The organism is Deinococcus marmoris, from assembly GCF_001949125.1.
In the GTDB taxonomy this organism is placed as follows: Bacteria; Deinococcota; Deinococci; order Deinococcales; family Deinococcaceae; genus Deinococcus; species Deinococcus marmoris_A.
Genome location: NZ_MSTI01000157.1, coordinates 21,590 through 46,949, shown reverse-complemented (window position 1 = coordinate 46,949; position 25,360 = coordinate 21,590). Strand labels below are relative to the sequence as shown.

Sequence of the window (25,360 nt, the reverse complement as noted above, 5' to 3'; positions counted from 1 at the left end):
TGGGCGGGCGGGGGTGTCAATTGCCCTGCCCCCAATTGATGAAGTTCTCAGTTGAGAGGCCCGAGGTGGGCGGACTGTCTCAAAGTCGCCCACAACCGCCTGATCCACCACGCCGCACTACACTTCGGGGCCATGACCGATCCCTCCCCGACAGATGCCGCCCCACACTCCACAGCCCCGCCTCCCATCACCCCGGCCCCGCGCAGCCGCGCCCGCATGCTGGAACTGGTCTTTCCCAAGGACACCAACTACCTGGGGACCGCTTTCGGGGGCTGGGTGCTGTCCCTGATGGACAAGGCCGCCAGCGTCGCGGCGGTGCGGCACGGCGGCGGCAACGTGGTCACGGCGCGGATGGACGGCGTGGATTTCCGGCTGCCGATCCGGGTGGGGGACGCGGTGGCGCTGGACGCGCAGGTGGTCCGGGTGGGCCGCAGCAGCATGACCGTGCGGGTGGACGTGTACCGCGAGACCATGACCACCGGGGAGCAGGCACTGGCCACCACGGGCACGTTCGTCTTCGTGGCCGTGGACGAGGCGGGCAAGCCCTGCCCGGTGCCACCGCTGCCCGAGGGCCAGGAAACGCCCAGCGCCCAGCCGGATCATCAGGCCCGGCCCTGAACAGCCGCGAGGTGACAGGCAGAGGGGTCTGCCTCCTGTAACTTCGGAGCCGGACGTAGATATCCCAGGCGGGCTGTAGCGCTTCAGCGCCAGAACATCCCCGGTTTCATGAAGAAGTCTGCATCTTAAGAAATCCCTGTGAAGTTCTCACCTTTATCGGTGAAAGGCGTAAGGCGCGCGATACAGCCACCTGCTTACGCTCTGGGAACTATGACCGCCTCCTCCCCCCATCCCTCGGTTCTGATCGTTGACGACAGTCCCGGTGTTCTGCTCACCATGCACCGGCTGCTCTCGCCTCACGTCAGCGTGCAGATGGCGAGCAGCGCCCACGCCGCGCTGGAGGCGCTGACCTCCGACACCGCGCTGGTTCTCAGCGACGTGCAGATGCCGGGTATGGATGGCCTGGAACTGGCGCGCAGGTTGCGCGAGGGCCGCCCGGAACTGGGCGTGGTCCTGATGAGCGGGATCGTGGAGGACAGCCTGCGCCGTCAGGCCCGCGAACTGGGCGTGCTGGACGTGATGCGTAAGCCCCTGCAATCGGCAGTGCTGCTCTCGTCGCTGCAAGGCTGGTTAAACGGTGGCCTGGACGAGACAATGGCCACGCTGAAAGAGGACGGCGACGATGGCCTGCTGCCCAGCACCCCGGTGTTGCAAGCGCCCGAACTGAGCTTTCAGGCCGCGCAGGCGTGTGTGGGCGGAATCAACCTGCTGCCCGGCGTGCTGTCGTCGTGCGTGTTTGGCGAACAGGGCGAGCTGATCGCGGGTTCGGCCCAGTTGCCTGCCCAGCTCGGGGCTTACCTGGGCTTTCTGTGCAGCACCTCGGCGTCCCTGAGCATGCATCTGGGCGGCCAGCAACCCATGCAGGCCGTGCAGATCGAGTTCGGGGACCGGGTGCTGGTGGTCTGCCCCTTCGGCGCGGGCGTCATGACGGCCCTGGTCCAAGACACCCCAGCAGCCAGCGGCGTCAAATCCTGGATGCGGACGCGTGCAGGTGGCCTGGACCCACGTTCGCTGCATTAAAAAACACTCTGCGGAAACGGCAGGGCAAACAGGAGGGGCGCTGAAGCACGGATGGCGTCCCTTCTCGTTTTGCCAGACGATTATGGAATCGATGTCGCAAGCCCCCGTCTGTCCGTGCAGATATTCTGAAACAGCTTGACCCCCCGCACCCCGCTTGCTAGATTATGTATAGCTATGCGTAAATAGCGCATAACAATACAAACCATGCCTGACTCGATTTCCCGACGCTGAATCTCCGCCTGACCCGCAGGTTTTGACCGACACTGTGGGAATGGGCGGCGTCTGCATGCGCCGGGCCTTTTGCGTTGCCTGACCTTTCTAGGAGACAATCACCCCATGACTGACCCCAACAGCACCGCCGCCAGCAGCCGCGAAAAAATCGTCCTCGCCTACAGTGGCGGTCTGGACACCAGCATCATTCTCAAGTGGCTCCAGACCGAGCGCAATTACGACGTGGTGTGCTTTACCGCCGATCTGGGCCAGGGTGACGAGGTGGAAGAAGCCCGCGTCAAGGCGCTGAATACGGGGGCGGTGGCCGCCTACGCCCTGGACCTGCGCGAGGAATTCGTGCGCGATTACGTGTTTCCGATGTTCCGCAGCAGCGCGCTGTACGAGGGCTATTACCTGCTGGGAACCTCAATTGCCCGCCCGCTGATCGCCAAGAAGATGGTGGAAATCGCCGCCAAAGAGGGCGCGGTGGCCGTGTCGCACGGCGCGACGGGCAAGGGCAACGATCAGGTGCGCTTCGAGATGACCGCGTATGCCCTCAACCCCGACATCGTGACTGTGGCCCCCTGGCGCGACTGGGAGTTTCAGGGCCGCGCCGATCTGGAAGCCTTCGCGCATGAACACAACATTCCCGTCCCCACCACCAAGAAAGACCCCTGGAGTACCGACGCCAACATGCTGCACATCAGCTACGAGGGCGGCATTCTGGAAGACCCCTGGACCGAGCCGCCCGCGCACATGTTCAAACTGACCGTCTCTCCCGAGGACGCCCCCAATGAGGCGCAATACGTGGAAGTGGAGTTCGTGAATGGCGATCCAGTCAGCATTGACGGCCAGAAGCTCTCGCCTGCTGACCTGCTTCAGAAAGCCAATGAGATTGGGGGCAAGCACGGCATCGGACGCATCGATCTGGTGGAAAACCGCTTCGTGGGCATGAAATCGCGCGGCGTGTACGAAACCCCCGGCGGCACCCTGCTGTACCACGCCCGCCGCGCCGTGGAGAGCCTGACCCTGGACCGCGAGGTGCTGCATCAGCGCGACGCCCTAGGCGTCAAATACGCCGAACTGGTCTACAACGGCTTCTGGTTCGCCCCCGAGCGCGAGGCGTTGCAGGTCTACATCGATCACGTCGCGCAGTCGGTCACGGGAACGGCCCGCCTGAAGCTGTACAAGGGCAACTGCGACACGGTGGGCCGCAAAGCCCCGCAGAGCCTGTACGACAAGGATCTGGTGTCCTTCGAGGCGGGCGGCGACTACAACCAGCACGACGCTGGAGCATTCATCAAGCTCAACGCCCTGCGGATGCGCGTGCAGGCGCGGGTTCAGGCCAGGGCGGAGCAGAAAGAAGCGGCGAAGGTCTGAGGATGATGGGCCTCGCGGAAGTTGTCGCTGGAGCGTTGCTGCGCCTTCAAGTCATCACTGAAGAGCTGGCATCCCGCAAGCCTGCCTCCGACGTGTGGAGCGGGAAACAGGTTCTGGGCCACCTGATAGACAGTGGCGTCAACAACCACGCCCGCTTTGTTCGCGCTTCCGTTGAGGATGGCCTCGCCCTGCCTGGCTACGATCAGGATGTCTGGGTGGAGGTGGGCGGCTGGCAGGAGCGCCCCTGGTCCGAGATCGTGGAACTGTGGGCCGCGTATCAGCTTCAGTTTGCCCATGTCATCGCGCAGTTGCCGCCCGCCAGTCTGGGCCACACCCTGAGCATCGGCGGCGGCGACAGCGTGACACTGGAGTTCGTGGCGGCGGATTATGTGTGCCACCAGTTGCACCATCTGGCGCAAATCTGGGAGCGGACGGGCGCGTGATTCTGCCTGATGGCCTGACCCTACGCCCTGCCACTCTGGCCGACGCCGAACTTATTCAGGCCCAGCGTGACGCCATGTTCACCGACATGGGCAGCGACGTGGCGCGGGTGCGTGCGAGTTCTGCCCCCAGTCTGGAGTGGCTGCGCGGCGCACTGGCCAACGACACGTACTCCGGCATCCTGATTGAGAGGGGGGAACAGGTTGTGGCGGGTGCAGGCGTTTCCTGGCAGATGCTGCCGCCCAGCCCACGCACCGTGACCCCGCTCCGGGCATACATCCAGAACGTTTATGTGGCCCCGGAACAGCGGGGGCAAGGGCTGGCCCGGTATCTGATGCAGGTGCTGCTGGCCGAATGCCGGGCGCGCGGCGTGGAACAGGTCAGCCTGCACGCCTCCGACGCGGGGAAACCCACGTATATCAAGCTGGGTTTCGTCTCCACCAACGAGATGCGCCTGACGCTGGAGCCATCGTGATTCGCCGTGTGGTTCCCGCCGATCTGCCCGCCTTCCACACGGTCATGTTGGCGGTAGGGATGGACCCCCGTTCAAGCTGGAACCGCACGACGCTGGAGGGGTTGGAGCAATCGCTGTTTGCTCCCGGTTCAGGCGGATTCGTGGCCGTCGATGCGGGAAAGGTCTGCGGCTGCGTCGGCTTCCGCCCGGATGGCGAAGGCACCCTGACGCTGAATAAACTTGCCACCCTACCCCGGCATCGCGGCCAGGGCATCGGCGTAGCGCTGGTGCGGGCGGTGGAACAGACTGCTTTTGAAAGAGGCTTCAGGCGCGTGCTGCTGGCCGTCTCGCAATTCAATTTAGAGGTTGTGCCGTATTACGAGCGGTTGGGATACGTGCAGTCCAATGAGGTTTATGCGTTCGCCAGTCCGGGGAGTCCGGTGCCAGTGGTTTTAGTCAAAGTGATGGCGAGATGATATTTTCAAGTGAGATTGAAAGGAAGTTGGATTCTGTAGAGAGTGCGATTGCAGTACTAATTAAACTTCTGGAGTCTCAAACTTCTGAGGCTTATAAAATTGCAGATTATAAGTTTTGGCCTTGCTTATCTCATGATGAAATAAAATCTATTGAAGATCAGGTTGGATTTAGTCTACCGGAAGAATATGTCGCATTTCTGGAGAGGATTGGTAACGGAAGCGTCAATCCGTACCAAGGTTTATATGCAGTTTCGCATAGCCTGAAAATTTGTAAAACGAGACGGCTGGATATTCCATTCCCACATCAGTCCGCTTGGAATACGGAATATGACGGGTCTTCGGCGGTCATAAGTGCTGAGGACCTAGAAAAGCCGCATTTTGAACCACGGCTGTCTTCTTCCGAGAAAATCTGGATGGCTGACTATTTCAGCGATGACCACCTGAGTGGTTGCTTTCCTGTAGCGAGGATGGATTACGAGTTTCAGCTAATTGTTTCGGGCGAGGAGAGGGGACACATCTGGGAGGATGTCAGACACGTTGACGAGGGCTTATCTCCTTATCTCATTCATGGTGAGAAAGTGACGTTCCTGACTTGGTATGAATCGGAACTTGATGCTCATTTGAATTTACTGAGGTGTACAAATGACCAACACTAAAGACAAGAAACTCTGGGGAGGCCGTTTCGCTGAGGCTACCGACAGCCTCGTGGAACTGTTCAACGCCTCCGTGTCCTTCGATCAACGGTTGTACGAGCAGGACATTCGCGGCTCGCTGGCGCACGTCGCCATGCTGGGGCAGGTGGACATTCTGAGCGCCGAGGAAGTCACCCAGATCAGCGACGGCTTAAATGCTGTGCTGGACGAGATTCGCGCCGGGGAGTTCGAGTGGCGACTGGACCGCGAAGACGTACATATGAACATCGAGGCGGCGCTGCGGGACCGGATCGGCCCGGTGGCGGGCAAGCTGCACACCGCCCGCAGCCGCAACGATCAGGTGGCGGTGGATTTCCGGTTGTTTACCAAGGAAGCCGCGCACGATCTGGCCGCTCAGACCCGCGCCCTGCGTGCCGTGATGGTGGCTGAGGCCGAGCGGGCGCTGGATGCGGGCGTCATCCTGCCCGGCTACACGCACCTTCAGGTGGCGCAACCCATCCTGCTGGCCCACTGGTTCATGGCCTACGCCGCCATGCTGGAGCGCGACGAGGGCCGTTTTCTGGACGCTGCTGCCCGCATGGACGAGTCGCCGCTGGGCAGCTCGGCGCTGGCCGGGACACCGTGGCCGATTGACCGCCATACGGTGTCCACCGCGCTGGGATTCGCCCGCCCCACCGCTAACTCCCTGGACGGCGTGGGCAGCCGGGATTTCGCGCTGGAGTTCCTGAGTGCTTGCGCCATCCTGTCCGCGCACGTCTCCCGCCTGAGCGAAGAATTGATCCTGTACAGCACCTTCGAGTTCGGCTTCCTGACGCTGCCGGACTCGCACACCACGGGCAGCAGCATCATGCCGCAGAAGAAAAACCCCGACGTGTCCGAACTGGCGCGCGGCAAAGCGGGGCGCGTGTTCGGCAACCTGATGGGCCTGCTGACGGTGGTCAAGGGTACGCCGCTGGCCTACAACAAGGACTTGCAGGAGGACAAGGAAGGCGTCTTTGACAGCTACGACACCCTGTCAATCGTGCTGCGTCTGTACGCCGACATGCTGCCCAAATGCGAGTGGCACGCCGATAAAACCCGCGAGGCAGCGGCGCGCGGCTACAGCACGGCCACCGATGTCGCCGATTTCCTGGCCCGCCAGGGCGTCCCTTTCCGCGAGGCGCATGAAGTGGTGGGCGGTCTGGTGGGCGTGGCCTCACGCTCTAATCGGCAACTGTGGGAGCTGACTGACGAGGAATTGAAAGCTGCCCATCCGCTGCTGAATGCTGAAGTCGCGGCCTCGCTCACGGTCGAGGAGAGCGTCAAGAACCGCCTGAGCTACGGCGGCACCGCGCCCAAACGGGTGCGTGAGGCGGTGGACGCCGCCAAGGCGAAGCTGGGCATGGCTGTGGAGGACTGAGGAGTGGACGTGATGGTGAATCTGGACGGCACCCTCCTGGGTAAGCGGCAGGAGGAATGGGCGCACTGGCTGGCGCACCCGGAGAAGAATCCACTCGTGCCAGACGACACTGGGCAGCTCGGCGGAACGGGATTCACGCTTGAAAATGAGCTGTGCATCTATAGCCAGCTCCAGCCTCAATATGCTGAGGGACTTTTCAATTCAGGAATCATCGTCACGCGCCGTCCCTGCGAAACCGTCTTTGACCTGACCCCCGCTGAGGCTTCCTCCATCCATAACTTGTTGGCCGAGGTCCGCGCCCATTTAGAGGCCACCGTTAAACCAGATGGCTACACAGTCGGCTGGAACGTCTTCCCGGCGGGCGGGGCGCATATTCCGCACGTTCACCTGCACGTCATTCCTCGTTGGAACACGGACGCCTCGGCGGGCGCGGGCCTGCGCTATTTCCTGAAAGCGGCGGCACAGGCGGCTGAACGACGACAACAACCACTTGGCTCCCTTTAAAGGGAGCTGGCCGCGTAGCGGACTGAGGGGTTTGCCTTCAGCTCAACTTTCATCAACCGCCCCCCATCCCCCAGAGGTTTCCCCATGACCCCCACCCAGATTCCCAACGCCCACCCTCCTCTTTCCCAGATGCACGTCAAGTTGCGCCAGGCCGCGCCACAGGACTTTCCTACCGTCCTGGCGCTGCTGGAGGGCTGCGGGTTGCATACCCAGAGCGTGACCCCCGAGGGCAGCACCTACTGGATTGCGGACCTCGACGGCGTGCCGGGCGGCTGCATCGGCCTGGAACACGGGGACGGCGTGTCGCTGATCCGCTCGACTGCCGTGTTGCCCACGGCGCGCTCGCAGGGGCTGGGCCGCGCACTGGTGACCTCGGCGCTCACGCATGCCAGCCTGCGCGGGGACCGGGCCGTGTATCTGTTCAGCCAGGAGGCCGGGGATTACTGGCTGCGCTTCGGCTTTGTCCCGGTGGGCGTAGATGAAATCAGTGCCGCGCTGTCGGGCACGCCCCAGGTCAGCAGTGGGCTGCTGAAAGGCTGGATTCACGGTGAGCAGGCGTGGAAGCGCGAGTTGAATGGGGGAGGCCGGAAATGAACGCTGGACGCCTGCCACGGGCGCGGGCCGTGCGCTATTCTGCCCACGTTCTCAATTCAAGTGCGCCGGGACCGCTCGGCGAATCTCAGTTCATTGCCCTTTTCTTTTCCGGAGGAATTTCCCATGACCGATCAGAATATTCAGATCAGGCTGGCCACTGCCAGCGACAAGGACACCGTCGTCCGCGTGTTTCACGACGCCGGGCTGGACACCGACGAGGCGATGGCGACGGGCACCACCTACTGGGTGATGGAGCGCGGCGGCCAGCCCATCGGCGCGATTGGCCTGGAACACGGCGACGGGGCATCACTGCTGCGCGGCGCAGCCGTGATGCCGGACGCGCGGGGTGGGGGTCTGGGACGGCGGCTGATCATGAGCGCCATCGAGTACGCCCAGGGCCGGGGGGACCGCGCGGTCTACATGTTCAGCAGTGGTGGCGACTGGAGTACCTTCGGTTTTACCCAGGTGCCGATGGCCCTGGTCATGGGCGATATTCCCGACGCCCCGCAGGTCAAGGCTTACCGCTCCGGCGGCCAGCGCCCCGGCGACACCACCTGGATGCGCGATCTGACCAGTGGGGCCAGCAAGGCTTAAGGAGGGTTGTAGGGCGTGGGTTGTGGGTCGTGGGTGATCTGTGCCACAACCCACAGTCCACACACCACAACCCGCGCCAGGGGCGCGCATGACCCTTTCCCTGGATTCCATCGCCATTCCCGACATCCACCAGCAGGCTCCCCTGAGTGGGCGCAAGGCGAAGCTGTCGGACATTGAGGCCATTCACGAGCTGATCGGCTACTGGGCGGCGCGTGGGCAGATGCTGGTGCGCTCACGCGCCCTGCTGGCCGAGACCATCCGCGACTTCCAACTAATTTTTGCCGAGGCCCATGAGGATCAGGTCGGTGGTCTGGCGGGCGTCTGCGGCCTGCATCTGCTGGCCCCCGATCTGGCCGAGGTGCGCGGTCTGGCCATTCATCCCAACATGCAGGGGCGCGGCCTGGGCAAACAGTTGGTGGCAGCCTGCGAACAGGAAGCCCGCGAGATTGACCTGCCCGCGCTGTTCGCGTGGACGTATCAGCAGGTCTTTTTTGAGAAGTGCGGCTTCACGCGCATAGACAAGACCCACCTGCACCCGAAGGTCTGGAGCGAGTGCCAGCGCTGCGCGTTCTTTGAGAACTGCAACGAGATCGCCATGCTCAGGGTGCTGGAATAGGGGAGACGTTCTTCACCGTTACGTCTGCCTTGCCGTCCTGCCACTCCAGCGTCAGCCGCTGCCCCGTCATTACCCCCGCCGCCCGCGTGACGGGTTGGCCCTCCGCATCCCGCACCAGGGCGTAACCACGGGCCAGGGTGCGTTCGGGGGTTAGGCCCAGTGCCTGCCGCATCAGGGCATCCACGTCAGCGCGGGCGGTGTCGCTCTGGCGGTTGGCAGCGCCCAGGATGCGGTCCTTTGCCCACAATGCCCCCGCGTCGGCTTCCACCAGTACGGACGCGGCGGCGGCGCGGACGGTGCGGATGTCTTCCTGCGCGGCGGCGGCGGCCCCGGCTACGGTGCGGACGATCAGGGCGGCAGCCTTGCTGGGCGTGTCGGTGCGGATCGCCGCCACCTCGTCGGGCAGGGAGTCGTCGCGGGCGTGGCCCAGGCCGGTGATGACCGGGGCGGGAAACGTCGCCAGGGCGCGGGCGAAGGCCAGATCGTTCAGCCACGCCAGATCGGTGACGGCCCCGCCGCCCCGGATGATCACCAGCGCGTCCAGCGGAGCTTCACCGTGCAACTCCAGCGCCGCCTCTGCCGCCCGCAACAGACTGGCGGACGCCTCGCGGCCCTGGAAAGTGGCTTCCAGATACGTGAAGTCGGTGACCCCAGCCGCCTCCAGCGGGTCCGTCTCGCGGCGGAAGTCGCCCAGACCCGCCGCGCCTGTGGGCGAGATCACGGCCACCCGCGCGAAGTCGGTGGGTGCGGGCAGCAGGCGGTTCAGGCCATAAACCCCTTCTTTCACCAGCGTCTGCCGCAACGCGTCCAGGCGCAGCGCCGCGTCTCCCAGCGTGTATTCAGGCGACAGGTCCAGCACGTTCAGCGAGAAGCCGTACTGGGGGTGAAATTCCGGCTGGCAGAACAGCAGCACTTTTAACCCCGCCGTCAGCGTGCCGCCCGTCGCCTGCCTGAATTTGCCCTCCAGGCTGAAGCGTTCGCGTGCCCAGACGGTGGCGCGGCATTTGGCCACCTCGCCGTCCTCGCCCAGTTGCACCAGATCTATATACAGGTGTCGGCGGTCCGTCACCGAGGCCACCTCCGCCCGCACCCACACGGCCCCCGGCATCCCGCGCGAGATCACCTGCCCGATGTAGGCCAGCACCTCCGAGAGTTCCAGAAACTGCTCGGGCGGGCGCGTCGGCTCGGTCTTTTTGCGTTTGCGGGTCACAGTTTGGCACCCAGGAGCCTGCCAAAGATGGCCGCCGTCAGCCCCAAACCCACGCTGCCCAGCGCGTACAGCAGGGCCGACACGGCCTGTCCCCGCAGCAACAGCCCGTCCATCTCCGTGCTGAAGGTGGAAAAGGTGGTGAACGCGCCCAGCACGCCCGTGCCGAAGGCCACCCGCACCGCTTCCGGCACCACGCCGCGCCCGGCCAGGGCCAGCGTCAGGCCCAGCAGGAACGATCCCAGCACGTTGATGATCAGCACGGCGTAGGGAAAACCCGTGCGGGCCACCAGCGGCATCAGCGCCAGCACCGTCCCCTGGCGGCAGGCCGCACCCACCGCGCCTCCAAGCATCAACGAAATCCACAGCGCGGGCGTCATGGGCAACAGGATAGTGCGTGAACAGGGTGACGCTTTGTCTGTCTGGGCCGCGTACCATTCCCCCATGATCCGTGCCAAGCACCTTGCGAGTGGGGAAGCCTTTGAATGGGAGGGGCAGACCTCCGGCGTCTGGGTGGACGTTCAGGACGTGACGCCCCCCGAGCTGGCCCGCTTGCAGGCGGCCTTTCCCCTCAACGAGCTGGCGCTGGAAGACGTGCTGGAACACGGCCACTGGAGCCGCGCCGAGCAGTACCCCGAACACGCCTTTATCACCGTCCGGTCTTTCTCGCACCCCGACAAGGAGGACGAGGACACCGAACGCATCAGTATTTTCGGCTTCGCGGACGCGGCGCTGACCTTCAGCACGAAGGGCACGATGGCGCTCCACAACGTCTGGGGGATGGTGGGCCGCGAGAATGTCAACCTGCCTGCCGAGGTCACCTACGAACTGCTGGACCACACCGCCGACACCTTTTTCACGCTGGCCGAGGCGCTGGAGAGGCGCACCGACGCGCTGGAGGAGCAGGTGTTCAAAAACAGGCGCGACAACCCGGTCCCCGATATTTTTGAGGTCAAACACCTGCTGTCTCAGGGCCGTCGCCTGGCCAGCGACGCCCGCGAGGCTGCCGCGCTGCTGGGCCGCCACGCCACCGCCACCCCCGCCGATCTGGTCCGTTACCGCGACGCCCAGGACAGTTTCACCCGCGCGGCCAGCCACCTGGACGGCCTGCGCGATTTCCTGACCAGCCTGCTGGACCTGCACCTGAACCTCCAGAACCAGCGCATGAACGAGGTGATGCGGACCCTGACCGCCGTCAGCGTGATCTTCTTGCCCCTGACCTTCCTGGCGGGCGTGTGGGGCATGAACTTCAAGGCCATGCCGGAACTGGAATGGCCCCTGGGGTACGTGATGGCCTGGGGCAGCTTCCTGCTGATCGGCGGCCTGCTGGCCCTTTATTTCAAGCGGCGCGGCTGGTGGTGAAGCCAGAAAAAATCCCTCTCCAAAACTGTGGAGAGGGAAGATCAGAACTGAAGAGATTCAGCCGTGGTAGCCGCTCAGGCCCTTGAGGCGGGTTTCGTCGATCAGGGTCAGGCAGCGGTAGGCGGGCAACAGCAGGCCGTCGTCGCGCATCTCACCGATCAGCTTGCTCACGCTTTCGCGGGTTGCCCCGGTGCCCTCGGCGATCAGTTCGTGCGTGGCGCGGACATAGCGTGCGCCGTCGGCGTGCTGGCCGCCCAGGGTGCTGTCGGCCAGATTCAGCAGGTAGCGGGCGATGCGCTCACGCAGGTCGCCGTCCTGAATATGCACGCCGTCGGTCATCATGCGCTGAAGCTGCGCGCTCAGGCTGCGGGTCAGGTCCCACAGTTCTGTGGCGGACAGGTGTTCGGGGTGGATAGGGGTCAGCGCAGCGTCGGTCAGCGCGACGACCTGATGGGCACGGGTCTGGCCATGCAGCGTTTCCTCGCCGAAGATGTCGCCGGGGTGGATGTGGCGCACGGTCAGGTTGCGGCCCTGCGGGGTCAGACGCACGGCGCGCATCAGGCCGCTTTCCAGGCGGTACAGGCTGGGCGAGCTGTCGCCCGCGTAGTACAGCGTCTGGCCCCGGCGGACCTGACGGGCGGAGAGATCGGCGTGGGTCACGGGAAGAACGGCGGTGGGGGTTACGTAGGTCATGGACGCTCCTGTGGGGACAAGGGGCATTTCAGAAAAAAGTTCGGCTCACTCGAGTCGGACCCGCGTACTGCACCTGACGCAACTTCTCTGAACAGCCTTTCGTACCAGCACTGTACAAGCTTTGAACAACCTCTGAACGTTCAGGCCACACAGTATGAAGACTGACCAAATTTCCGCTTTCATCCCTCGCCTAGCCCAGCACTTCCAGACCGTCCAAAACCACGCTGGCATGGGCTTTAATGGTCAGATCGTGGTCGTTGTTGTAGCCTCCGGCCAGCACCGTCACCACGGGAATGGCCGCCATTTTCGCCCAGTTCAGTACCGCGCGGTTGCGTTCGCGCAGGCCCTCCAGGCTCAGGGCAAAGCGCCCGAAGCGGTCCCCGGCCAGCACGTCCGCCCCCGCCAGAAAGAGGAGCAGATCGGGCCGGAACGCCTCTATGGCGGGCAGCACCTGCCTGTGCAGCACATCCAGATACTCGCTGTCGGTCACGCCGTCGCCCAGGCCCAGGTCCAGCGAGCTGATCTCCTTGCGAAACGGGTAATTGCGCTCGCCGTGAATGCTGAGGGTAAAGGCCCGCGCCTCCGCGCCCAGCATGGCCGCCGTGCCGTTGCCCTGATGCACGTCCAGATCGATCACGGCCACCCGTGAGGCCAGTCCGTCGTCCAGCGCCACCTTTGTGAGCAGCGCGGCATCGTTGAGCAGGCAGAAGCCCTCGGCGCGGTCGCGGAAGGAATGGTGCGTGCCACCCGCCAGATTCGCGCCCCAGCCAGTATTCATGGCGTCGTGCAGGGCTGCCAGTGAGCCGCCAGCCGCGCGGCGCGAACGCTCCACCATCTCCGGGGACCACGGCAATCCCAGGGCGCGTTCCTCGTTTTTCCCTACCTCTCCCCGCCGCCAGCGCCGCAGCCAGTGCGGATCATGCACGCGCGCCGCATCGGCCCAGCGCAGGGCGGGCGCGTCCGGCACGGGCAGATGCGGGCGCAGCAAATCGCGCACCCCGGCGTATTTGTAATACGGGAAGCGGTGGCCTTCCGGCAGTGGAAAGTGGAAATCGGCAGGCGAGTACGCCCGGAAGGGGTGTGAGAACGTCGGTGGGGCAGGGGCGGACATCCCCCTCAGTCTGGGGCAGACGGCGGAATCAGAGGGAGAGGGAGGTTACGGGGTTGGCGACGAGGCGTTGAGGAAGGTATCCTTCAGCGCCTCGTCGCCAACCCATTCCCGCTCTACCCCTCCTGCGCCTGCCCCAGCACGGTTTTCAGCACGTCGCTGATGGTGACCACGCCCAGCAGTCTGCCGCCGTCGTCCACTACGGGCAGACCGTGAACGTCCAGCGCCAGCATCTGGCTCAGGGCGTCGCGCATGGGGGTGCCGTCGCGCATGTGGCCGGTGGGCGGGCGCATCAGGTCACGGGCCGTTTTGCCTTCCAGGAAGAACTGACCGCCCATCACCGTGTCGCCGTGGCCAGCGCTGGCGCGGTCTATGGCCTCGGCCAGATCAACCTCATGCAGCAGGCCCGTCAGCACCCCGTCCTGAAGCACGGGCAGCACGCGCAGACGCGAGATCTTTAATTTGGCTGCCGCTTCGTGTGCCGGGGCGTCGGCGGGGGTGGTCACCACGCCCACGGTCATGTGCTGCTCTACCGCGCCCCAGCGCAGGCGGGGGGTTCTGGCCTCGGCACGCAGAACGTCGGTCAGGGTCAGCATGCCCAGCAGAACGCCGTCCCCGTCCACCACGGGCAGCCCGCCGATATGCCGTTCCAGCATGGTGTGGATCGCTGTCGCCAGCGGCGTCTCAGGGGTGACCGTATGCACAGGCTGGCGCATGGCCTCGCGCACCCGCACCCGCCCGACCCGGCCCGCAAAGTCCCAGGGGGTCAGCCCTTCCTTGAGCGGCGGCAGGTTGCGGCGGACCTCGCCGTCCGTGAGGATGCCGATCACCCTGTTGTTCTGCGTCACCGGCATCCGCTTGACCTTCAGTTCCTGCATGGCGACCACGGCGTCGGCCAGCGTTTCGTGCGCGCCGATGCTCACGGCGCGGGGATGCATGGCGTCCTGCACCGTCAGCGCGGGCGTGGAGCTGGGGGCGGCTGCGTGCTGAGGCGTTGCGGCCTGGGGAGCTGAGTTCTGGGACGTGGTCTGATCGGACATGGGGCGAACCTCCGGGCTGATTGACTGGGCTGAGTGCTAGACGTGCGTGCGTGCAGGCTTCTGGACTGGAAACAGCCTCTTCCCCCGGCATTACGGGCGCATTACCGCGCGTGCTGGGCCGTACCGAAACACGGGCGCTGTATGAGTACGGGCACTGGATTAACACGAGCGCTGGATTAACACGGGCGCTGGATTGGGTGGGTTGAAGCTGGATTGAAGAGAAGGAATTGAATGGGAGACTGGGGCCATGACCCCGCTGCCCGGCCACATCATCCTGATCAACGGGGCGTCCAGCGCCGGAAAGACCACCCTCTGCCGCGCGCTGCGGGACGCCCTGGACATCCCCTTTCTGCATTTCTCGCTGGACTTTTTTATGTTCGGTGCCGACGTGCTGCCGCGCACCCCCCAGGGAAAGGTCCGCGACTGGCCGCGCATCCGCCCGCAGGTCTTCGGCGGCTTCTACCGCTGCCTGCCCGCGTTGCTGGAGGCCGGGAACAATCTGGTGGTGGACCTGATCATTGAGAACAGGGCGCAGCGGGACCACCTGCGCGAACTGCTGGCCCCGCACGACGTGTATCTGGTGGGTCTGCACTGCCCGGTGGGGGAACTGGAACGGCGCGAGGCGGCGCGTGGGGACCGCCAGACGGGTGAGGCCCGCCGCGACGCCCGGACCGTGCATACCTTCAGCGCCTATGACCTGGAAATCGACTGTGGGGACGCCCTGCTGCACAACGTGGCGCGGGTGATCGGGGGTTGGACGGCCCGCACCGCGCCACACATCTGGGGCAGCGGTCCAGCCGGGGAAGCGGCGGCCCCACGCGTCTCAGCTTCGGGGCCTGTACCCTGAAATCATGCCCCGCCGTGTGCTGATGTCCGCCCTGCTGTTGCCGCTGCTTCTGACCGCCTGTCTGGACCAGCCGGTCACGCCGGAGCCGATGCCCAGGCCAGACCCGGTTGAGCCGCCCACCCCGGCAGCCTGCCGCACCCTGGGGGCCGCCGGGGTGGGCGCAGCTTCACTGGAGGCCGCGCCCCTGAGCTGGCCACAGGCCACGTCCGACTGGAGCGCCGCGCATGTGCCGGGACAGGTGCTGATCTTGCAGGGCGGCGCTGCCACGAACCTGAGTGCCCAGGCCCTCAGCGCGCTGTCCGGCGTGCAGACGCAGGCCGTGGTGCCCGGCGTGCAACTGGCGCGGACTCCGGCGGGCGAGGATGACCGGGCCTTCGCGCAGCGCCTGGGGGCGGCGGGTCTGCGGACCCAGCCCAACTACGTGTACCGGGCGCTGGCCCTGCCGAACGATCCCGCCTTTCCGGGCAACGCAGGCCTGAAGGTGGGAGGCGTCAACGTGTTCCAGAACTATCTGGTGCGCGCCCGCGTTCCGGCGGCCTGGGACGCACTGACGGCGGCGGGCAAAACGCCGCTGGGGGCCAGGATCGCCGTGCTGGACTCGGCCCCGGACCGCAGCCATCCCGAATTGCAGGGCCGCCTGGAAGCCGGGGTGTCCTGTCTGGCGGCTGGCCCCGCTACGGGTGAGGTCACGGCCAGCGAACACGGCACCGAGGTCACGGGTCTGATCGGCGCGAGGACCAACAACGGCGTGGGCCTCGCGGGCGTGGTCTGGAGCGGGCCAGTCATGGGGATCGAGGTGCTGGACAGCAGCGGCAATGGCAGCACAGCGGACCTGACTGCCGGACTGAACTACGCCGTTCAGCAGGGAGCCAGAGTCATCAACATCAGTCTGGGTGCGCCGGGAATCGAGGACGCGGTGCTGGATGCGGCCCTCACGGCGGCGGCAAAAACGGCGGTGATCGTCGCGGCGGCGGGCAACTCGGCCAGTGAAGGGGTCTATTACCCGGCCAGCCACCCGGACGTGATCGCCGTCGGGGCGCTAGGTAGTAGCGACAACGCACTGGCCTGCTACAGTGCCCGCCCAAATGCCCAGCATCCCCGCGTGCTGGACATCGTCGCGCCGGGTGGGGTAGGCGGCATCTGTCCGGGCAGCACGCCGGAACTGGACATTCCTGTGCTGGCATCTGGCGGCGGCTATGGGCTGGAGGCGGGCACCAGTTTCTCCGCCCCGCTGGTCAGCGGCGTCGTGGCCCTGATGCGCGGCGCAAACCCCGGTCTGAGCGCGGAACAGACCCGCACCCTTCTGCTGGCGAATGTCAACCGTTCCAGCGGCCTGCCCGTGCTGGACGCCGCCGCCGCCGTGCGCGCCGCATTGCGCTAGGGTCCGTCTGATCAAAACCCAGAAGCCGTAGCAGGTTGCAGGCGACGTGTGGCACGGCAAGGAAATGGCGGCCTCGCCTTTTGTGGCGACGGCCCTGAAGTCTCTGAGCCGATCAAGGCTGAGCTGAGGCGCGGCTCTGTCCATCTGCCAGTTGACTAGGGACGGAGAAGTGCGTTTCGGGTCTCGCCCCCAAGTCGTTGCCGAGAACGTCCGAACCATTGATGGTCAACCCCTGCTGTTCAGGGTGATTTCGCCGTGCGCGTCACTGTCCACGAGGTCTGCGCCAGCGGCTGCGGACGCACCGAGCCTTCGCCCGGATAAACTAGCAATTCCACGCGTTGCGTTGCCGCGTCATACAGGTTGCCGCTCAGCTTGAGCAGGGCCGTGGGTCCGCTGGCGGGGGCGGTGACCGGCAGCGTGATGATGGTGGAGCAACTGCTCTGGCAGGCCCGCAGGGACACGCGGTAGGGGCCGGGCGGCAGGTTCAGTCGCACGAACGCCTGATAGTTCTGGGTGTCCTGAACGTTTCGCGGGGCGATCAGGGCGTCCAGCGAGGCTTTGATCGCGGGCGCGGGCCGCAGCGCCCCCACCAGCAGCGGAAACGAGAGGGCAGCCAGCAATCCCGCCGCTGCCGCGCCCCCGGCCCAGCCCACGGCGGGAGAACGCTGTGGCATGCGCGCCAGCACGGAGCCTATGGTGACCCAGAACAGCTCGCCCACAAAGGGACCGGGGACGATCAGGGTGTTGTCGTTGGCGGTGGCCACCAGCAGGCCCGCGAGGACCGCGATGCCCAGCGGATCGCGCTGTCGCCACGCTGCCGCCACGCCCACGCCCAGCAGCACGAACAGGCCCAGCAGGCCCAGCGGCCCAGTCTCGGCCAGTTGTTGCAGGGTGACGTTGTGGGCGATCAACCACGGCTGGCCCAGGCGGTCTATCCAGGCCGGACAGGGGGCCAGGGTGCCGTCTGGGGCGGGCCACAGCGTGCATTTCTCGCCGGGCGGGGACAGCCGCGCGCCCAGACGGTAGCTGCCCACGCCGCTGATCGGCTCGCTGCGGATCACCGACAGGGCGTTGTTCCAGACCAGATCGCGCCCGGAGGTATCCGAGTTGCTCAGCCGGTTGATGGCGGGCAGATCCAGCCGGGTACCAGCGTAAAAGCCTCCGGCCAGCAGCGCCGCCCCAGCCAGGATACCCAGCGCCACCCGGCGGCTCTGGCGCACCGCGAAGCCCAGCGCCGTGCCCAGCAGCGCCGCCAGCAGCGGTCCCCGGCTGCCCGACAGCAACAGAATGCCCAGCGCCACCGTCCCTAGCGGCACGCGCCACCACAATTTTCCCCCGGCGAACAGCGCCATCCAGATCCCTGCCGCCCCGGCCAGTCCCAGCGTGATGGGGGTCATATAGGGGTGGCCCAGGCGCTGGCTCAGGGGGTTGAGGCCATCGATACCTGTCAGGCCCAGTGCCGTGACGTACACCACCGCCAGCCCCACGCCCAGCGGGGCCAGTTGGCGGGTGCTGTTCAGGGACGTGCCCAGCGCCATAAACCCGAACATCAGCAGCGTGCGTGTCAGCGCCAGCCCGGAGTTGATCAGCGGTTCCGGGGTCAGCAGCGCCGGAAGTTGCTGGGTCACAGCGTAAAACCCCAGCACCCACCACACCAGGCGGGGCAGACGGCGCAGTGCGGGCAGGGCAAATACCGCCACAGGTGCGAAGAAATACAGTGGGGCCAGCAGCGCCAGCCACACGCGAATCCAGAGCCGGGTCGGGGCGACGGGCTGGGGCTGGGTCGTGGTGTCTTCAGTCGTCATGGAAGGCTGGAGCGGGGCGGAAACGTGCAAAAGAGGAAGAGATCATCTCTTCCCCTCAAGTTCCCGGCGATTGATTTGCGCCCCGTGGCCGCTCAGCCCCGGCCTGTGGGCAATACGGGGGCCGCGTCCGCTTTCTGGTCTGCCGTGCCATAGGCGTAAGCGTAATACGAGTCGTTGGTCCGGGCGATCTTGTTCAGCACGATGCCCAGCATGGTCACGTTGGCCACGCGCGCGTTTTGCAGGCTGCGCTCCACATCGTTCAGGCGGGTCTTACCGCCCTCTACCACCAGAATCACACCATCGGTGTAGGGGGCCACGGCCAGTGTATCGGGCAGGCCTAGCATGGGCGGGGTATCGATCAGCACGTAATCGTAGCCCTGCGCCCAGCGGTCCAGATATGTGCGGAAGGCGGGCTGGTTCAGGATGCTGCCCGCGCCGTCTCCACGGTGAGGTGGCCCGGCAGGAAGTAGGTCCACATTGGTTGCGACACGTGTGGCGTGGGCGGCGTTCGGGCGCAGGAACATTTCAGTCACAGTATTGGCGGGCGGCAGGCTGGCGTCGGTGCTGGACAGGGGGTGGGTGCCAATCCGGTCCGGTGCCCAGACCTTGAGCTGGGTGGGACGGCGCAAGTCCGCGTCAATGACCAGCACCTTCTGTCCAGCCGCGCCCAGGCTCTCGGCCAGCGCCGCCGTCATCGAACTCTTGCCCTCGCCGGGATAGGAGCTGGAAATGACCAGACGGCGGTGGGTGCCCTCGCCCAGCATGGACATGACGTTAATTCGCAGGAAGCCGATGCTCTCGTACAGCGGGCCGCTGTGGCTGGCGGGCAGAAAACCCTGTGCAAGATTGCGGCGGCGCACCAGCGGCAACTGCGCCAGCACCGGCAGGCCCAGCGGCAGCAGATCCTCGGTGCCGTTGACCCGGCGGCGCAGGCTGTCGCTCAGCAGCACCACACCTGTGGCCAGGAACAGCGCCAGCAGTCCGGCCAGAGCCGCATTGCGCAGTGGGCGCGGTGAGACGGCCCGGTTGGGGGCCACTGCATCTGCCACCGGAATCAGCGTGCCGGTGGCTGCCGTTTCCAGCACCGCCATCTGCGACAGGTTTTGCAGCACCTGGCCGCGCGCTGCCACCAGACTCTGGCGTTCCAGCGGGTCCTGAATAGAATCAATGCGCGCCGTCAGATTCTGGAGCTGCCCTTGCAGGCTCTGGCGCGAGCGGGTCACGCTCTGCTTGGCGCGGGCATTGTCCCAGTCCAGCAATGCGGCCACCCCGTCCTGAGCCAGTTGCATGGCCGCTGCGGGGGTCTCGGCCTGCGCCTGGATCTCGTACACGCCGCGCTGCTGGGTGTCCAGGCGGGCGAGTACAGTCAGGCGCTTGAAGACGTTGGCCGAGAGTTCCTTGCTCAGGTCCGCGCGCATCTTGCGGATGATCTCCGGCGGTAAATTGCTCTTTTCCAGCCGTCCGATGATGGTGGCCACCAGATTGCGGCTGTGCAGCACCTGCTCCACTGCGCCCTGTGGCAGCGGCGGGGCCGTAACCAGCGTGTTGTTGATCAGCGAGTTCTGGGCATTGCTGTCCACCGCGATGATGCTGGCACTGGACTCGTACACCGGGGCCTGCCGACTGGACAGCAGATACGTCCCGCCCGCCACCACCAGCGGGGTCAGGATCAGCAGCGGCGCGTACCGCCTGAGGGTGCCGAAAACCTGTCGAAGGTCAATTTGATCCGCATTCACGGGGCTGGGAGGTGCGCTCTGCATTCAGCTCAAGTCTAAGGCTTAAAAGTGAGGGGTCCTAACAGTCACCCAGTCAAGTTTCCCGGAAAGTAAAAAACCAACCAACTGTCCAGTATAAGTGGACCTTTTTTCAGATCACGCCGCCGCCCAGCATCAGCCGCAGCGCGCCCAGCACGGCCACGACGGCGCTCAGCGTCACCGCGCCCCGGTCCCGGCTCATGGCTCCGAAGATCAGGCCCAGCACGGCGGGCGGCAGCACAAAAATCCAGTTGAGCCAGCCAAAGAACGGCAGGAAGCCCAGCAACAGGCCCAGTGCAGCCAGGATGCCGAAGATCAGGGAGACGACTCTCATGCCCCACTGTACGAGGCGGGCAGAAGAAAGGTTGCGTCCGTTCCGGGCGGACGATTCACGGCCTGAGGCGCTAGTTTGAAAGCGTGACTTCCTCTGCCCCCAAAAAACCCGCTGGGCGCGGCTCAGTTCGCCTGCCAAGGGGGGCCGGGGCGCGCGCTCCACAGGTCCTCTTGGCATTGGAACACCTGTACCCCGACGCCCGCACCGAACTGGAGTTCAGTACACCCTTCGAGCTGCTCGTCGCCACCGTCCTGAGCGCCCAGGCCACCGATGTCAGCGTGAATGCCGCCACGCCCGCCCTCTTTGAGCAGTACCCGGACGCCCAGGCCATGAGTCAGGCATCTGCGGAAGACATCGAGCCGTTCATCCGGCGCATCGGCCTGTACCGGGGCAAGGCGCGCAATCTGGCGGCGCTGGCGCGGTTGATGATCGAGCGGCATGGCGGCGAGGTGCCCAACGATTTTGAGGACGTGGTGGCCCTGCCCGGCGCGGGGCGCAAGACCGCCAACGTGGTCCTCAGCAACGCTTACGGCTATCCGGCCATCGCGGTGGATACCCATGTGGGCCGCCTCGCGCGCCGACTGGGCCTCAGCACGCAGACCAACCCCGACAAGGTGGAACTGGACCTGCAAAAACTGTTTCCGCGTGAACGCTGGATCTTCCTGCACCACGCGCTGATCCTGCACGGGCGGCGCGTGTGCATGGCCCGCAACCCGCAGTGCGCGGTGTGCGAGATGGCAGCGTTCTGCCCGAAGGTGGGGGTGGAGGGTTGAGCAACGACGCCTCACGGGGCCGCCTGTGATACAGATTCCGTCTGTTTCGCGCAGAAATCGGGACAGCGCCGATTCCTGCACTCCACGCCCGGAACCCGTTTTTCTCCTTCTCACTGTCTTGCCCAGAACAGCGCCCATGAGGACGCTTGGACGCCCGCTCGGATTTCCAGGTGTTTTCAACACTTTTCAATCGGAGTCCGTATGACCTGGCGCTTTTCGCCACAGGTCTGGCTGTTCCTGACCACCTCTTTTTCCTTTGGACTGGCACAGGCGTTTCTGGCCCTGTTCCTGAACTTCTACCTGCGGGCGCTGGGGCTGGGGCCGGAGTGGCAGGGCATCATGAACGCGCTGCCCGCGCTGACGCTGGTGTTCCTGAGCCTGCCCGCCGTGGCGCTGGCCCGCCGCATCAGCAACGCGCACACCATCAAGATCGGGGTGGCCCTGAGCCTCCTGGGCACGCTGATCCTGGCGCTGGCAGGTGGGCCACTCGGCATCGTCATAGGCGCGCTGGTGCAGGGCGCAGGCTCGGCGCTGATCATGGTGGCCGGATCGCCCTTTATGGCGAACAACAGCGACGACAGCAGCCGCGTCACCCTGTTCAGCGTCCAGAGCGCCCTGATGACCGGCGCGGGCTTCGTGGGCAACCTGATCGGCGGGCGCGTGCCGGAAGCCTACGCGCTGTTCACCCAGACCGAGCCGACTGGCCTGGGGGCCTTACGAACCGCTCTGCTCGTCGCCACCTTCCTGCAACTGCTGGGCCTCCTTCCCGCCCTGAAACTCAAGCCCAGCGGCAAAACGTCCCAGACCGGGCGCAGTTTTGCCGTGCGCGATAAACGGGCGATGTTCCGGCTGATCTTGCCCAACCTGCTGGTGGGACTGGGGGCCGGGGCCACCATTCCGTTTCTAAACGTGTTTATCGAGGGCAAATTCCAGATCAATTACGCCAGCCTGGGCCAACTGTTCGCGTGGGCCAGTCTGGCGACGGCGGCCACTGCGCTGCTTCAGCCGCTGCTGGTGCGCCGTCTGGGGCAATTGCAGGTGGTCTTGCTGGTCCAGGCCAGCAGCCTGCCGTTTCTGGCCCTGCTGGGTTTCGCGCCCCACCTGTGGATGGTCACCCTGGCCCTGTTCACGCGCGGGGCGCTGATGAACGCCGCCGGACCGGTGTACGGCGCATACGCCATGTCCTCATTGGACGAGGATGACCGCCCAATGTACTCGGCCCTGAACATCATCGCCTGGGATTCGGGCTGGGCCATCAGCAGCGTGCTGGCGGGCGTGGTGCGCGGTCAGTTGCCGTTTACCCTCGCCTTTCAGGTGCTGTTCGGCTGGACCCTGTTGATGTACGGCGGAAGCGTGATCGCCATTTATCTGGGGCTGTACCGTCCGGCGCGGCGGCAGGCGTTGACTTTGCCGGTGTAGCTCAGTCTGCGACACTTTCTCTGAAGGCTGTTCAGGACGAGATTGCTGTCTCTGTGCGGCCCGGATTTCCGGGTGTTGGCTCAAGTCCGTCCAACACTAAACGCCAGCACGACAGCGCTGGAGCATCAAAAATGGCGGCCTCCGATGGGAGCCGCCAACCTCGTCGCCTGTTGGTATTTTCCTGTTCTTTCGCTCGGCGTGAGATAGCACCCGTATGGGATTACTTCTCAGCGGCGCAGCTCTGCAAGCCTCGCCTGGATTGGTCTTCGGTTCCTCTCAATTTTGCATTACTGGGGAATGTTGCCCGGCAGCAGCGTGGGCGCTTGCAGGTGGCGTACCAGCAGCACAAAGACCACCGCCGCGTGCAGGATCAGCAGGCCGAACAGGCCCTCTTCTGGGGCGGTGGCGTAGCCGTAGGCTCCCACCAGTTGAAACAGGGTCATGACCAGCAGGGCGCGTGGGCGGCGTTCGGGAAAACGCAGGTACAGGTAGAGGCCGCCGCAGATGCTGAACAGTAGAGGAAGCGCCAGAGCGTTGAGCATTCCTTGATCCATGCCTCATTATCCGCGCCGTTTTCTGACAGGTCTGTCACCTGCATAGAATTCCGGCGAAACAGCGCAGGGCGCATGGGGTATGCCCGTCACCCCCAGCAGTTCGGCAGAGGTTTACAGGCGGTAACGCGCCAGCTTCTGCGGGTCCACCGCATGCTCGCGCAGACCATTCACGTCCAGCCAGCCGTCCTCGAAGGTGATCGGCAGGTTCAGCAGATCATCCTGCAACTTCAGCACGAAGCTCAGTTCGCACGGCTCGGTCACCTCGGCGCGGGTGGAGAGCAGGGCGGCGTGCAGGGTCCCCAGCCCGGTGCTGGCCTGCGATCCCACCATGCCGCGTTTGCCGCGCCGGGCCGCCTCGCGCAGCATCCACGCGCCGTCGGTAAAGCCGTTGCGGGCGGTCTTGACGTTCAGCACGTCGAAGGTACCAAAGTCCAGTTCGCGTTCCAGATCGGCGGGGGTAAAGCAACTGTCGTCGGCCACGATGGGCAGGAGGCTGCGGGCGTGCAGGTCGGCGCGTGCCCGCAGTTGGCGCACCGGCAACGGTTCTTCCACGTACAGCAGCCCGACCTCCCACATGGCGTTCAGGGCGGCGGGAGCGGTCTCCGGGGTCAGCGTCTCGTTGCTGTCGGCGTACAGCAGCACCTCAGAGCCGAAGGTACGGCGCAACTCGGAAATGACCGCCAGATCGCGGGCGTGGTTGCGGCCCACCTTGACCTTCAGGCAGCGCACGCCCGCCGCCACCACCCGTTCGGCCTCGGCCAGCATGTCGGCGGGGGTGCCCAGACCCAGGATAAAACTGACGCGCACGCGGGAATTCGGCCCCATCAGCGTATCGAACAGCGTTTTTCCCCCGGCGCGGGCGCGGGCGTCGTGCAGCGCCATGTCCAGCGCGCCGCGCGCCGTGTGGTTGTTCGCCACGCTGTTTCGCACCCGGTTCAGGCCGTCCTCGTCGGCAATATCCAGCCCGCTCAGCGCCGGGGAGAGGTGGGCCAGGATCGCCCCCACGCTGGCGGGCGTCTCGCCGTAGATGGTGGGGCGCGGCGTGGCCTCGGCCTGCCCCACCGTGCCGTCAGAGAGGGTCACGCGCACCAGCACATGCTCGGCGGCGCTCATGGCCGAATGCGCGCCCCACGCCAGCGCGGAGGTCAGCGGTAGCCGGTAGGGAATGGCCTTGATCTGTTTGATTGTGACGCCGCTGGGCAGTTCAAAGTCGCTCATGCCCATTCCTGTATGGCCCGCGCCACCTGGGCTGGATTCAGGGCCACGGTGTCCAGAATCAGTGCCCGCCCCGGCGGTAGCCCGCGCAAAAACGCTTCGGCGGCGGCGGGATCGTACTGGCGGCGCTCGCTCAGCACGATCCGCACCTTTGCCAGCACCTCGGCTGCCGCGCACTCCGGTCCTTCCAGCGCGGCCAGACTATCCAGTTCCGCAGGAGAAAAGACCTCGGAAACGCCTGCCAGCCCGTCCAGCTCGGCCCGCAGTTCGCCGCCAGTTCCGGTCTCCACCACCCGGTCAAAAGCGTCGGCGCGGCCCAGCAGGCGGCGCACGCGCACGGCGTCGGGTGCGCCCAGCGCCACGAAACGCCATGCTGGAAAGCTCCGGGCAGCGTAAGTCACCTCGTCCAGACCGCGCAGGCCGTCGAACAGCGGGGCCGTCCCCCAGTGGCGGGTGTCGGCCAGCAGCGATCCCAGCGCCTGCGCCATGCCGCCGGGGTGGGCGGCGCGGTACTGCGCGGTCAGGGCGAAGCGTTCCTCACGGTCCGTCACGGCGCGGCCCACCGCCGGCCAGATCATCACGGCGTCCGTGACCTCGCGGCGGTCCGGCAGCACCTTCTGGCCACCCAGCGCCTGCAACGCGTCCAGCGCCGTGCTTTTGCCCACGCCGGTCACGCCCACCAGCACGGTCAGCGGCAACTCACCCAGCAGGCGCTCACCCGTCCGGGCAGACGTGGCTTCAGAAGGCGCAGCATCAGCCGCAACGTCGGCACGGAGAAAAGGCAGGCTCGGGGGAGCGTTCACACCGCTCAGGCTACACGGCGGCCACAAGGGGCGTTCGGGGTGGTGCAGCCAGCGGGGCCTGCACCTTCCCTCGCTGATTTCTATTGCAACTCTCCACAGGCTGACG

28 protein-coding genes are annotated in these 25,360 nt (G+C 65.5%); 17 read left to right on the top strand and 11 right to left on the bottom strand.

The window, feature by feature from the left end; genetic code table 11:
• The first annotated feature begins 132 nt into the window (after window positions 1-132).
• The 12 genes from BOO71_RS22795 (at window position 133) to BOO71_RS22740 (ending at window position 8,959) form a co-directional block, all read left to right on the top strand.
• A complete protein-coding gene (locus BOO71_RS22795; RefSeq protein ID WP_083653753.1) occupies window positions 133-618 on the top strand; it encodes an acyl-CoA thioesterase in 486 nt (161 codons plus the stop codon).
• A 210-nt stretch (window positions 619-828) separates the two neighbouring features.
• The gene (locus BOO71_RS22790; RefSeq protein ID WP_075836402.1) at window positions 829-1,638 is read left to right on the top strand and encodes a response regulator; all 810 of its coding nucleotides are present in this window, start codon (window positions 829-831) and stop codon (window positions 1,636-1,638) included.
• A 336-nt stretch (window positions 1,639-1,974) separates the two neighbouring features.
• Window positions 1,975-3,228, top strand: a complete 1,254-nt coding sequence (locus BOO71_RS22785; protein WP_075836400.1) for an argininosuccinate synthase — start codon at window positions 1,975-1,977, stop codon at window positions 3,226-3,228.
• A gap of 2 nt (window positions 3,229-3,230) precedes the next feature.
• Window positions 3,231-3,671: a DinB family protein gene (locus tag BOO71_RS22780; RefSeq protein WP_075836398.1), complete on the top strand. Its 441-nt coding sequence runs from the start codon at window positions 3,231-3,233 to the stop codon at window positions 3,669-3,671.
• A complete protein-coding gene (locus BOO71_RS22775) occupies window positions 3,668-4,144 on the top strand; it encodes a GNAT family N-acetyltransferase (protein ID WP_254843270.1) in 477 nt (158 codons plus the stop codon). Before BOO71_RS22780 ends, BOO71_RS22775 begins: the two co-directional genes overlap by 4 nt.
• Complete coding sequence (locus BOO71_RS22770) at window positions 4,141-4,599, top strand: GNAT family N-acetyltransferase (protein ID WP_175607512.1); 459 nt, start codon at window positions 4,141-4,143, stop codon at window positions 4,597-4,599. The genes BOO71_RS22775 and BOO71_RS22770 overlap by 4 nt, the downstream gene beginning before the upstream one ends.
• Entirely contained in the window at window positions 4,596-5,255 is a 660-nt protein-coding gene (locus BOO71_RS27320) for an SMI1/KNR4 family protein (RefSeq protein ID WP_075836396.1), read from the top strand. The genes BOO71_RS22770 and BOO71_RS27320 overlap by 4 nt, the downstream gene beginning before the upstream one ends.
• Window positions 5,242-6,651 carry an argininosuccinate lyase gene (gene argH / locus BOO71_RS22760; protein ID WP_075836394.1) on the top strand — a complete coding sequence of 470 codons (1,410 nt, stop codon included), beginning with the start codon at window positions 5,242-5,244 and terminating at the stop codon, window positions 6,649-6,651. The genes BOO71_RS27320 and argH overlap by 14 nt, the downstream gene beginning before the upstream one ends.
• Window positions 6,652-6,663: 12 nt before the next feature.
• The gene (locus tag BOO71_RS22755; protein ID WP_083653756.1) at window positions 6,664-7,155 is read left to right on the top strand and encodes an HIT family protein; all 492 of its coding nucleotides are present in this window, start codon (window positions 6,664-6,666) and stop codon (window positions 7,153-7,155) included.
• A gap of 84 nt (window positions 7,156-7,239) precedes the next feature.
• Window positions 7,240-7,749 carry a GNAT family N-acetyltransferase gene (locus BOO71_RS22750; RefSeq protein ID WP_075836392.1) on the top strand — a complete coding sequence of 170 codons (510 nt, stop codon included), beginning with the start codon at window positions 7,240-7,242 and terminating at the stop codon, window positions 7,747-7,749.
• A gap of 123 nt (window positions 7,750-7,872) precedes the next feature.
• Entirely contained in the window at window positions 7,873-8,343 is a 471-nt protein-coding gene (locus BOO71_RS22745; RefSeq protein WP_075836390.1) for a GNAT family N-acetyltransferase, read from the top strand.
• Window positions 8,344-8,431: 88 nt separating this feature from the next.
• Window positions 8,432-8,959: an N-acetyltransferase gene (locus BOO71_RS22740; protein ID WP_075836388.1), complete on the top strand. Its 528-nt coding sequence runs from the start codon at window positions 8,432-8,434 to the stop codon at window positions 8,957-8,959.
• Here BOO71_RS22740 and xseA read toward each other — a convergent pair.
• Together xseA and crcB are read right to left on the bottom strand one after the other, a co-directional pair.
• A complete protein-coding gene (xseA, locus tag BOO71_RS22735) occupies window positions 8,943-10,169 on the bottom strand; it encodes an exodeoxyribonuclease VII large subunit (RefSeq protein WP_075836386.1) in 1,227 nt (408 codons plus the stop codon). The genes BOO71_RS22740 and xseA overlap by 17 nt on opposite strands.
• Window positions 10,166-10,546: a fluoride efflux transporter CrcB gene (gene crcB / locus BOO71_RS27315; RefSeq protein WP_075836385.1), complete on the bottom strand. Its 381-nt coding sequence runs from the start codon at window positions 10,544-10,546 to the stop codon at window positions 10,166-10,168. Before crcB ends, xseA begins: the two co-directional genes overlap by 4 nt.
• Before the next feature lie 64 nt (window positions 10,547-10,610).
• Between crcB and BOO71_RS22725 the strand changes: the two genes are divergently transcribed.
• Window positions 10,611-11,528, top strand: coding sequence for a magnesium transporter CorA family protein (locus BOO71_RS22725; protein ID WP_075836452.1), 918 nt, complete (start codon window positions 10,611-10,613; stop codon window positions 11,526-11,528).
• Between the two features lie 57 nt (window positions 11,529-11,585).
• Here BOO71_RS22725 and BOO71_RS22720 read toward each other — a convergent pair whose 3' ends face one another.
• From BOO71_RS22720 to BOO71_RS22710, 3 genes are all read right to left on the bottom strand, one after another.
• Window positions 11,586-12,221: a cyclic nucleotide-binding domain-containing protein gene (locus BOO71_RS22720; protein WP_075836383.1), complete on the bottom strand. Its 636-nt coding sequence runs from the start codon at window positions 12,219-12,221 to the stop codon at window positions 11,586-11,588.
• 190 nt (window positions 12,222-12,411) lie between these two features.
• Window positions 12,412-13,332: a histone deacetylase family protein gene (locus BOO71_RS22715; protein WP_075836381.1), complete on the bottom strand. Its 921-nt coding sequence runs from the start codon at window positions 13,330-13,332 to the stop codon at window positions 12,412-12,414.
• Between the two features lie 113 nt (window positions 13,333-13,445).
• Window positions 13,446-14,369, bottom strand: a complete 924-nt coding sequence (locus BOO71_RS22710) for a CBS domain-containing protein (protein ID WP_075836379.1) — start codon at window positions 14,367-14,369, stop codon at window positions 13,446-13,448.
• A gap of 247 nt (window positions 14,370-14,616) precedes the next feature.
• Here BOO71_RS22710 and BOO71_RS22705 point away from each other — a divergent pair, with 247 nt between their 5' ends.
• Together BOO71_RS22705 and BOO71_RS22700 are read left to right on the top strand one after the other, a co-directional pair.
• Window positions 14,617-15,216 (top strand): chloramphenicol phosphotransferase CPT family protein, encoded by a 600-nt coding sequence (locus BOO71_RS22705; protein ID WP_075836378.1) that lies wholly within the window; start codon window positions 14,617-14,619, stop codon window positions 15,214-15,216.
• Between the two features lie 4 nt (window positions 15,217-15,220).
• Complete coding sequence (locus tag BOO71_RS22700; protein ID WP_083653750.1) at window positions 15,221-16,597, top strand: S8 family peptidase; 1,377 nt, start codon at window positions 15,221-15,223, stop codon at window positions 16,595-16,597.
• A 239-nt stretch (window positions 16,598-16,836) separates the two neighbouring features.
• Here the strand turns inward: BOO71_RS22700 and BOO71_RS22695 are convergent, their stop codons facing one another.
• The 3 genes from BOO71_RS22695 to BOO71_RS22685 form a co-directional block, all read right to left on the bottom strand.
• Window positions 16,837-18,402, bottom strand: a complete 1,566-nt coding sequence (locus BOO71_RS22695) for an O-antigen ligase family protein (RefSeq protein WP_083653749.1) — start codon at window positions 18,400-18,402, stop codon at window positions 16,837-16,839.
• A 92-nt stretch (window positions 18,403-18,494) separates the two neighbouring features.
• Window positions 18,495-20,162 carry a tyrosine-protein kinase domain-containing protein gene (locus tag BOO71_RS22690; RefSeq protein WP_075836372.1) on the bottom strand — a complete coding sequence of 556 codons (1,668 nt, stop codon included), beginning with the start codon at window positions 20,160-20,162 and terminating at the stop codon, window positions 18,495-18,497.
• A gap of 106 nt (window positions 20,163-20,268) precedes the next feature.
• A complete protein-coding gene (locus BOO71_RS22685; protein WP_075836371.1) occupies window positions 20,269-20,490 on the bottom strand; it encodes a hypothetical protein in 222 nt (73 codons plus the stop codon).
• Between the two features lie 83 nt (window positions 20,491-20,573).
• On the opposite strand from BOO71_RS22685, the gene nth reads away from it, so the two are divergent.
• Window positions 20,574-21,263 carry an endonuclease III gene (gene nth / locus BOO71_RS22680; protein WP_075836369.1) on the top strand — a complete coding sequence of 230 codons (690 nt, stop codon included), beginning with the start codon at window positions 20,574-20,576 and terminating at the stop codon, window positions 21,261-21,263.
• Window positions 21,264-21,464: 201 nt separating this feature from the next.
• Window positions 21,465-22,682: an MFS transporter gene (locus BOO71_RS22675; protein WP_075836367.1), complete on the top strand. Its 1,218-nt coding sequence runs from the start codon at window positions 21,465-21,467 to the stop codon at window positions 22,680-22,682.
• Window positions 22,683-22,969: 287 nt separating this feature from the next.
• On the opposite strand, the gene BOO71_RS22670 is transcribed toward BOO71_RS22675, so the two are convergent.
• The 3 genes from BOO71_RS22670 to BOO71_RS22660 all read right to left on the bottom strand — a co-directional run bounded on the left by BOO71_RS22670 (window position 22,970) and on the right by BOO71_RS22660 (window position 25,254).
• On the bottom strand, window positions 22,970-23,236 hold the full coding sequence (locus BOO71_RS22670; RefSeq protein ID WP_075836365.1) for a hypothetical protein: 267 nt from the start codon (window positions 23,234-23,236) through the stop codon (window positions 22,970-22,972).
• Between the two features lie 111 nt (window positions 23,237-23,347).
• Window positions 23,348-24,454 (bottom strand): enolase C-terminal domain-like protein, encoded by a 1,107-nt coding sequence (locus BOO71_RS22665; protein WP_075836363.1) that lies wholly within the window; start codon window positions 24,452-24,454, stop codon window positions 23,348-23,350.
• Window positions 24,451-25,254 carry an ATP-binding protein gene (locus tag BOO71_RS22660; protein WP_075836361.1) on the bottom strand — a complete coding sequence of 268 codons (804 nt, stop codon included), beginning with the start codon at window positions 25,252-25,254 and terminating at the stop codon, window positions 24,451-24,453. Before BOO71_RS22660 ends, BOO71_RS22665 begins: the two co-directional genes overlap by 4 nt.
• Between the last annotated feature and the right edge of the window lie 106 nt (window positions 25,255-25,360).

Coding starts and splice junctions, on each gene's coding strand:
- argH (WP_075836394.1), top strand. CDS start 5,242: ATGACCAACACTAAAGACAAGAAACTCTGGGGAGGCCGTTTCGCTGAG.
- BOO71_RS22705 (WP_075836378.1), top strand. CDS start 14,617: ATGACCCCGCTGCCCGGCCACATCATCCTGATCAACGGGGCGTCCAGC.
- BOO71_RS22710 (WP_075836379.1), bottom strand. CDS start 14,369: ATGTCCGATCAGACCACGTCCCAGAACTCAGCTCCCCAGGCCGCAACG.
- BOO71_RS22795 (WP_083653753.1), top strand. CDS start 133: ATGACCGATCCCTCCCCGACAGATGCCGCCCCACACTCCACAGCCCCG.
- BOO71_RS22740 (WP_075836388.1), top strand. CDS start 8,432: ATGACCCTTTCCCTGGATTCCATCGCCATTCCCGACATCCACCAGCAG.
- BOO71_RS22790 (WP_075836402.1), top strand. CDS start 829: ATGACCGCCTCCTCCCCCCATCCCTCGGTTCTGATCGTTGACGACAGT.
- BOO71_RS22755 (WP_083653756.1), top strand. CDS start 6,664: ATGGTGAATCTGGACGGCACCCTCCTGGGTAAGCGGCAGGAGGAATGG.
- BOO71_RS22685 (WP_075836371.1), bottom strand. CDS start 20,490: ATGAGAGTCGTCTCCCTGATCTTCGGCATCCTGGCTGCACTGGGCCTG.
- BOO71_RS22700 (WP_083653750.1), top strand. CDS start 15,221: ATGCCCCGCCGTGTGCTGATGTCCGCCCTGCTGTTGCCGCTGCTTCTG.
- BOO71_RS22670 (WP_075836365.1), bottom strand. CDS start 23,236: ATGGATCAAGGAATGCTCAACGCTCTGGCGCTTCCTCTACTGTTCAGC.
- BOO71_RS22780 (WP_075836398.1), top strand. CDS start 3,231: ATGATGGGCCTCGCGGAAGTTGTCGCTGGAGCGTTGCTGCGCCTTCAA.
- BOO71_RS22695 (WP_083653749.1), bottom strand. CDS start 18,402: ATGACGACTGAAGACACCACGACCCAGCCCCAGCCCGTCGCCCCGACC.
- BOO71_RS22665 (WP_075836363.1), bottom strand. CDS start 24,454: ATGAGCGACTTTGAACTGCCCAGCGGCGTCACAATCAAACAGATCAAG.
- BOO71_RS22785 (WP_075836400.1), top strand. CDS start 1,975: ATGACTGACCCCAACAGCACCGCCGCCAGCAGCCGCGAAAAAATCGTC.
- crcB (WP_075836385.1), bottom strand. CDS start 10,546: ATGACGCCCGCGCTGTGGATTTCGTTGATGCTTGGAGGCGCGGTGGGT.
- BOO71_RS22750 (WP_075836392.1), top strand. CDS start 7,240: ATGACCCCCACCCAGATTCCCAACGCCCACCCTCCTCTTTCCCAGATG.
- BOO71_RS22720 (WP_075836383.1), bottom strand. CDS start 12,221: ATGACCTACGTAACCCCCACCGCCGTTCTTCCCGTGACCCACGCCGAT.
- BOO71_RS22725 (WP_075836452.1), top strand. CDS start 10,611: ATGATCCGTGCCAAGCACCTTGCGAGTGGGGAAGCCTTTGAATGGGAG.
- BOO71_RS22690 (WP_075836372.1), bottom strand. CDS start 20,162: ATGCAGAGCGCACCTCCCAGCCCCGTGAATGCGGATCAAATTGACCTT.
- BOO71_RS22745 (WP_075836390.1), top strand. CDS start 7,873: ATGACCGATCAGAATATTCAGATCAGGCTGGCCACTGCCAGCGACAAG.
- BOO71_RS22675 (WP_075836367.1), top strand. CDS start 21,465: ATGACCTGGCGCTTTTCGCCACAGGTCTGGCTGTTCCTGACCACCTCT.
- BOO71_RS22715 (WP_075836381.1), bottom strand. CDS start 13,332: ATGTCCGCCCCTGCCCCACCGACGTTCTCACACCCCTTCCGGGCGTAC.
- BOO71_RS27320 (WP_075836396.1), top strand. CDS start 4,596: ATGATATTTTCAAGTGAGATTGAAAGGAAGTTGGATTCTGTAGAGAGT.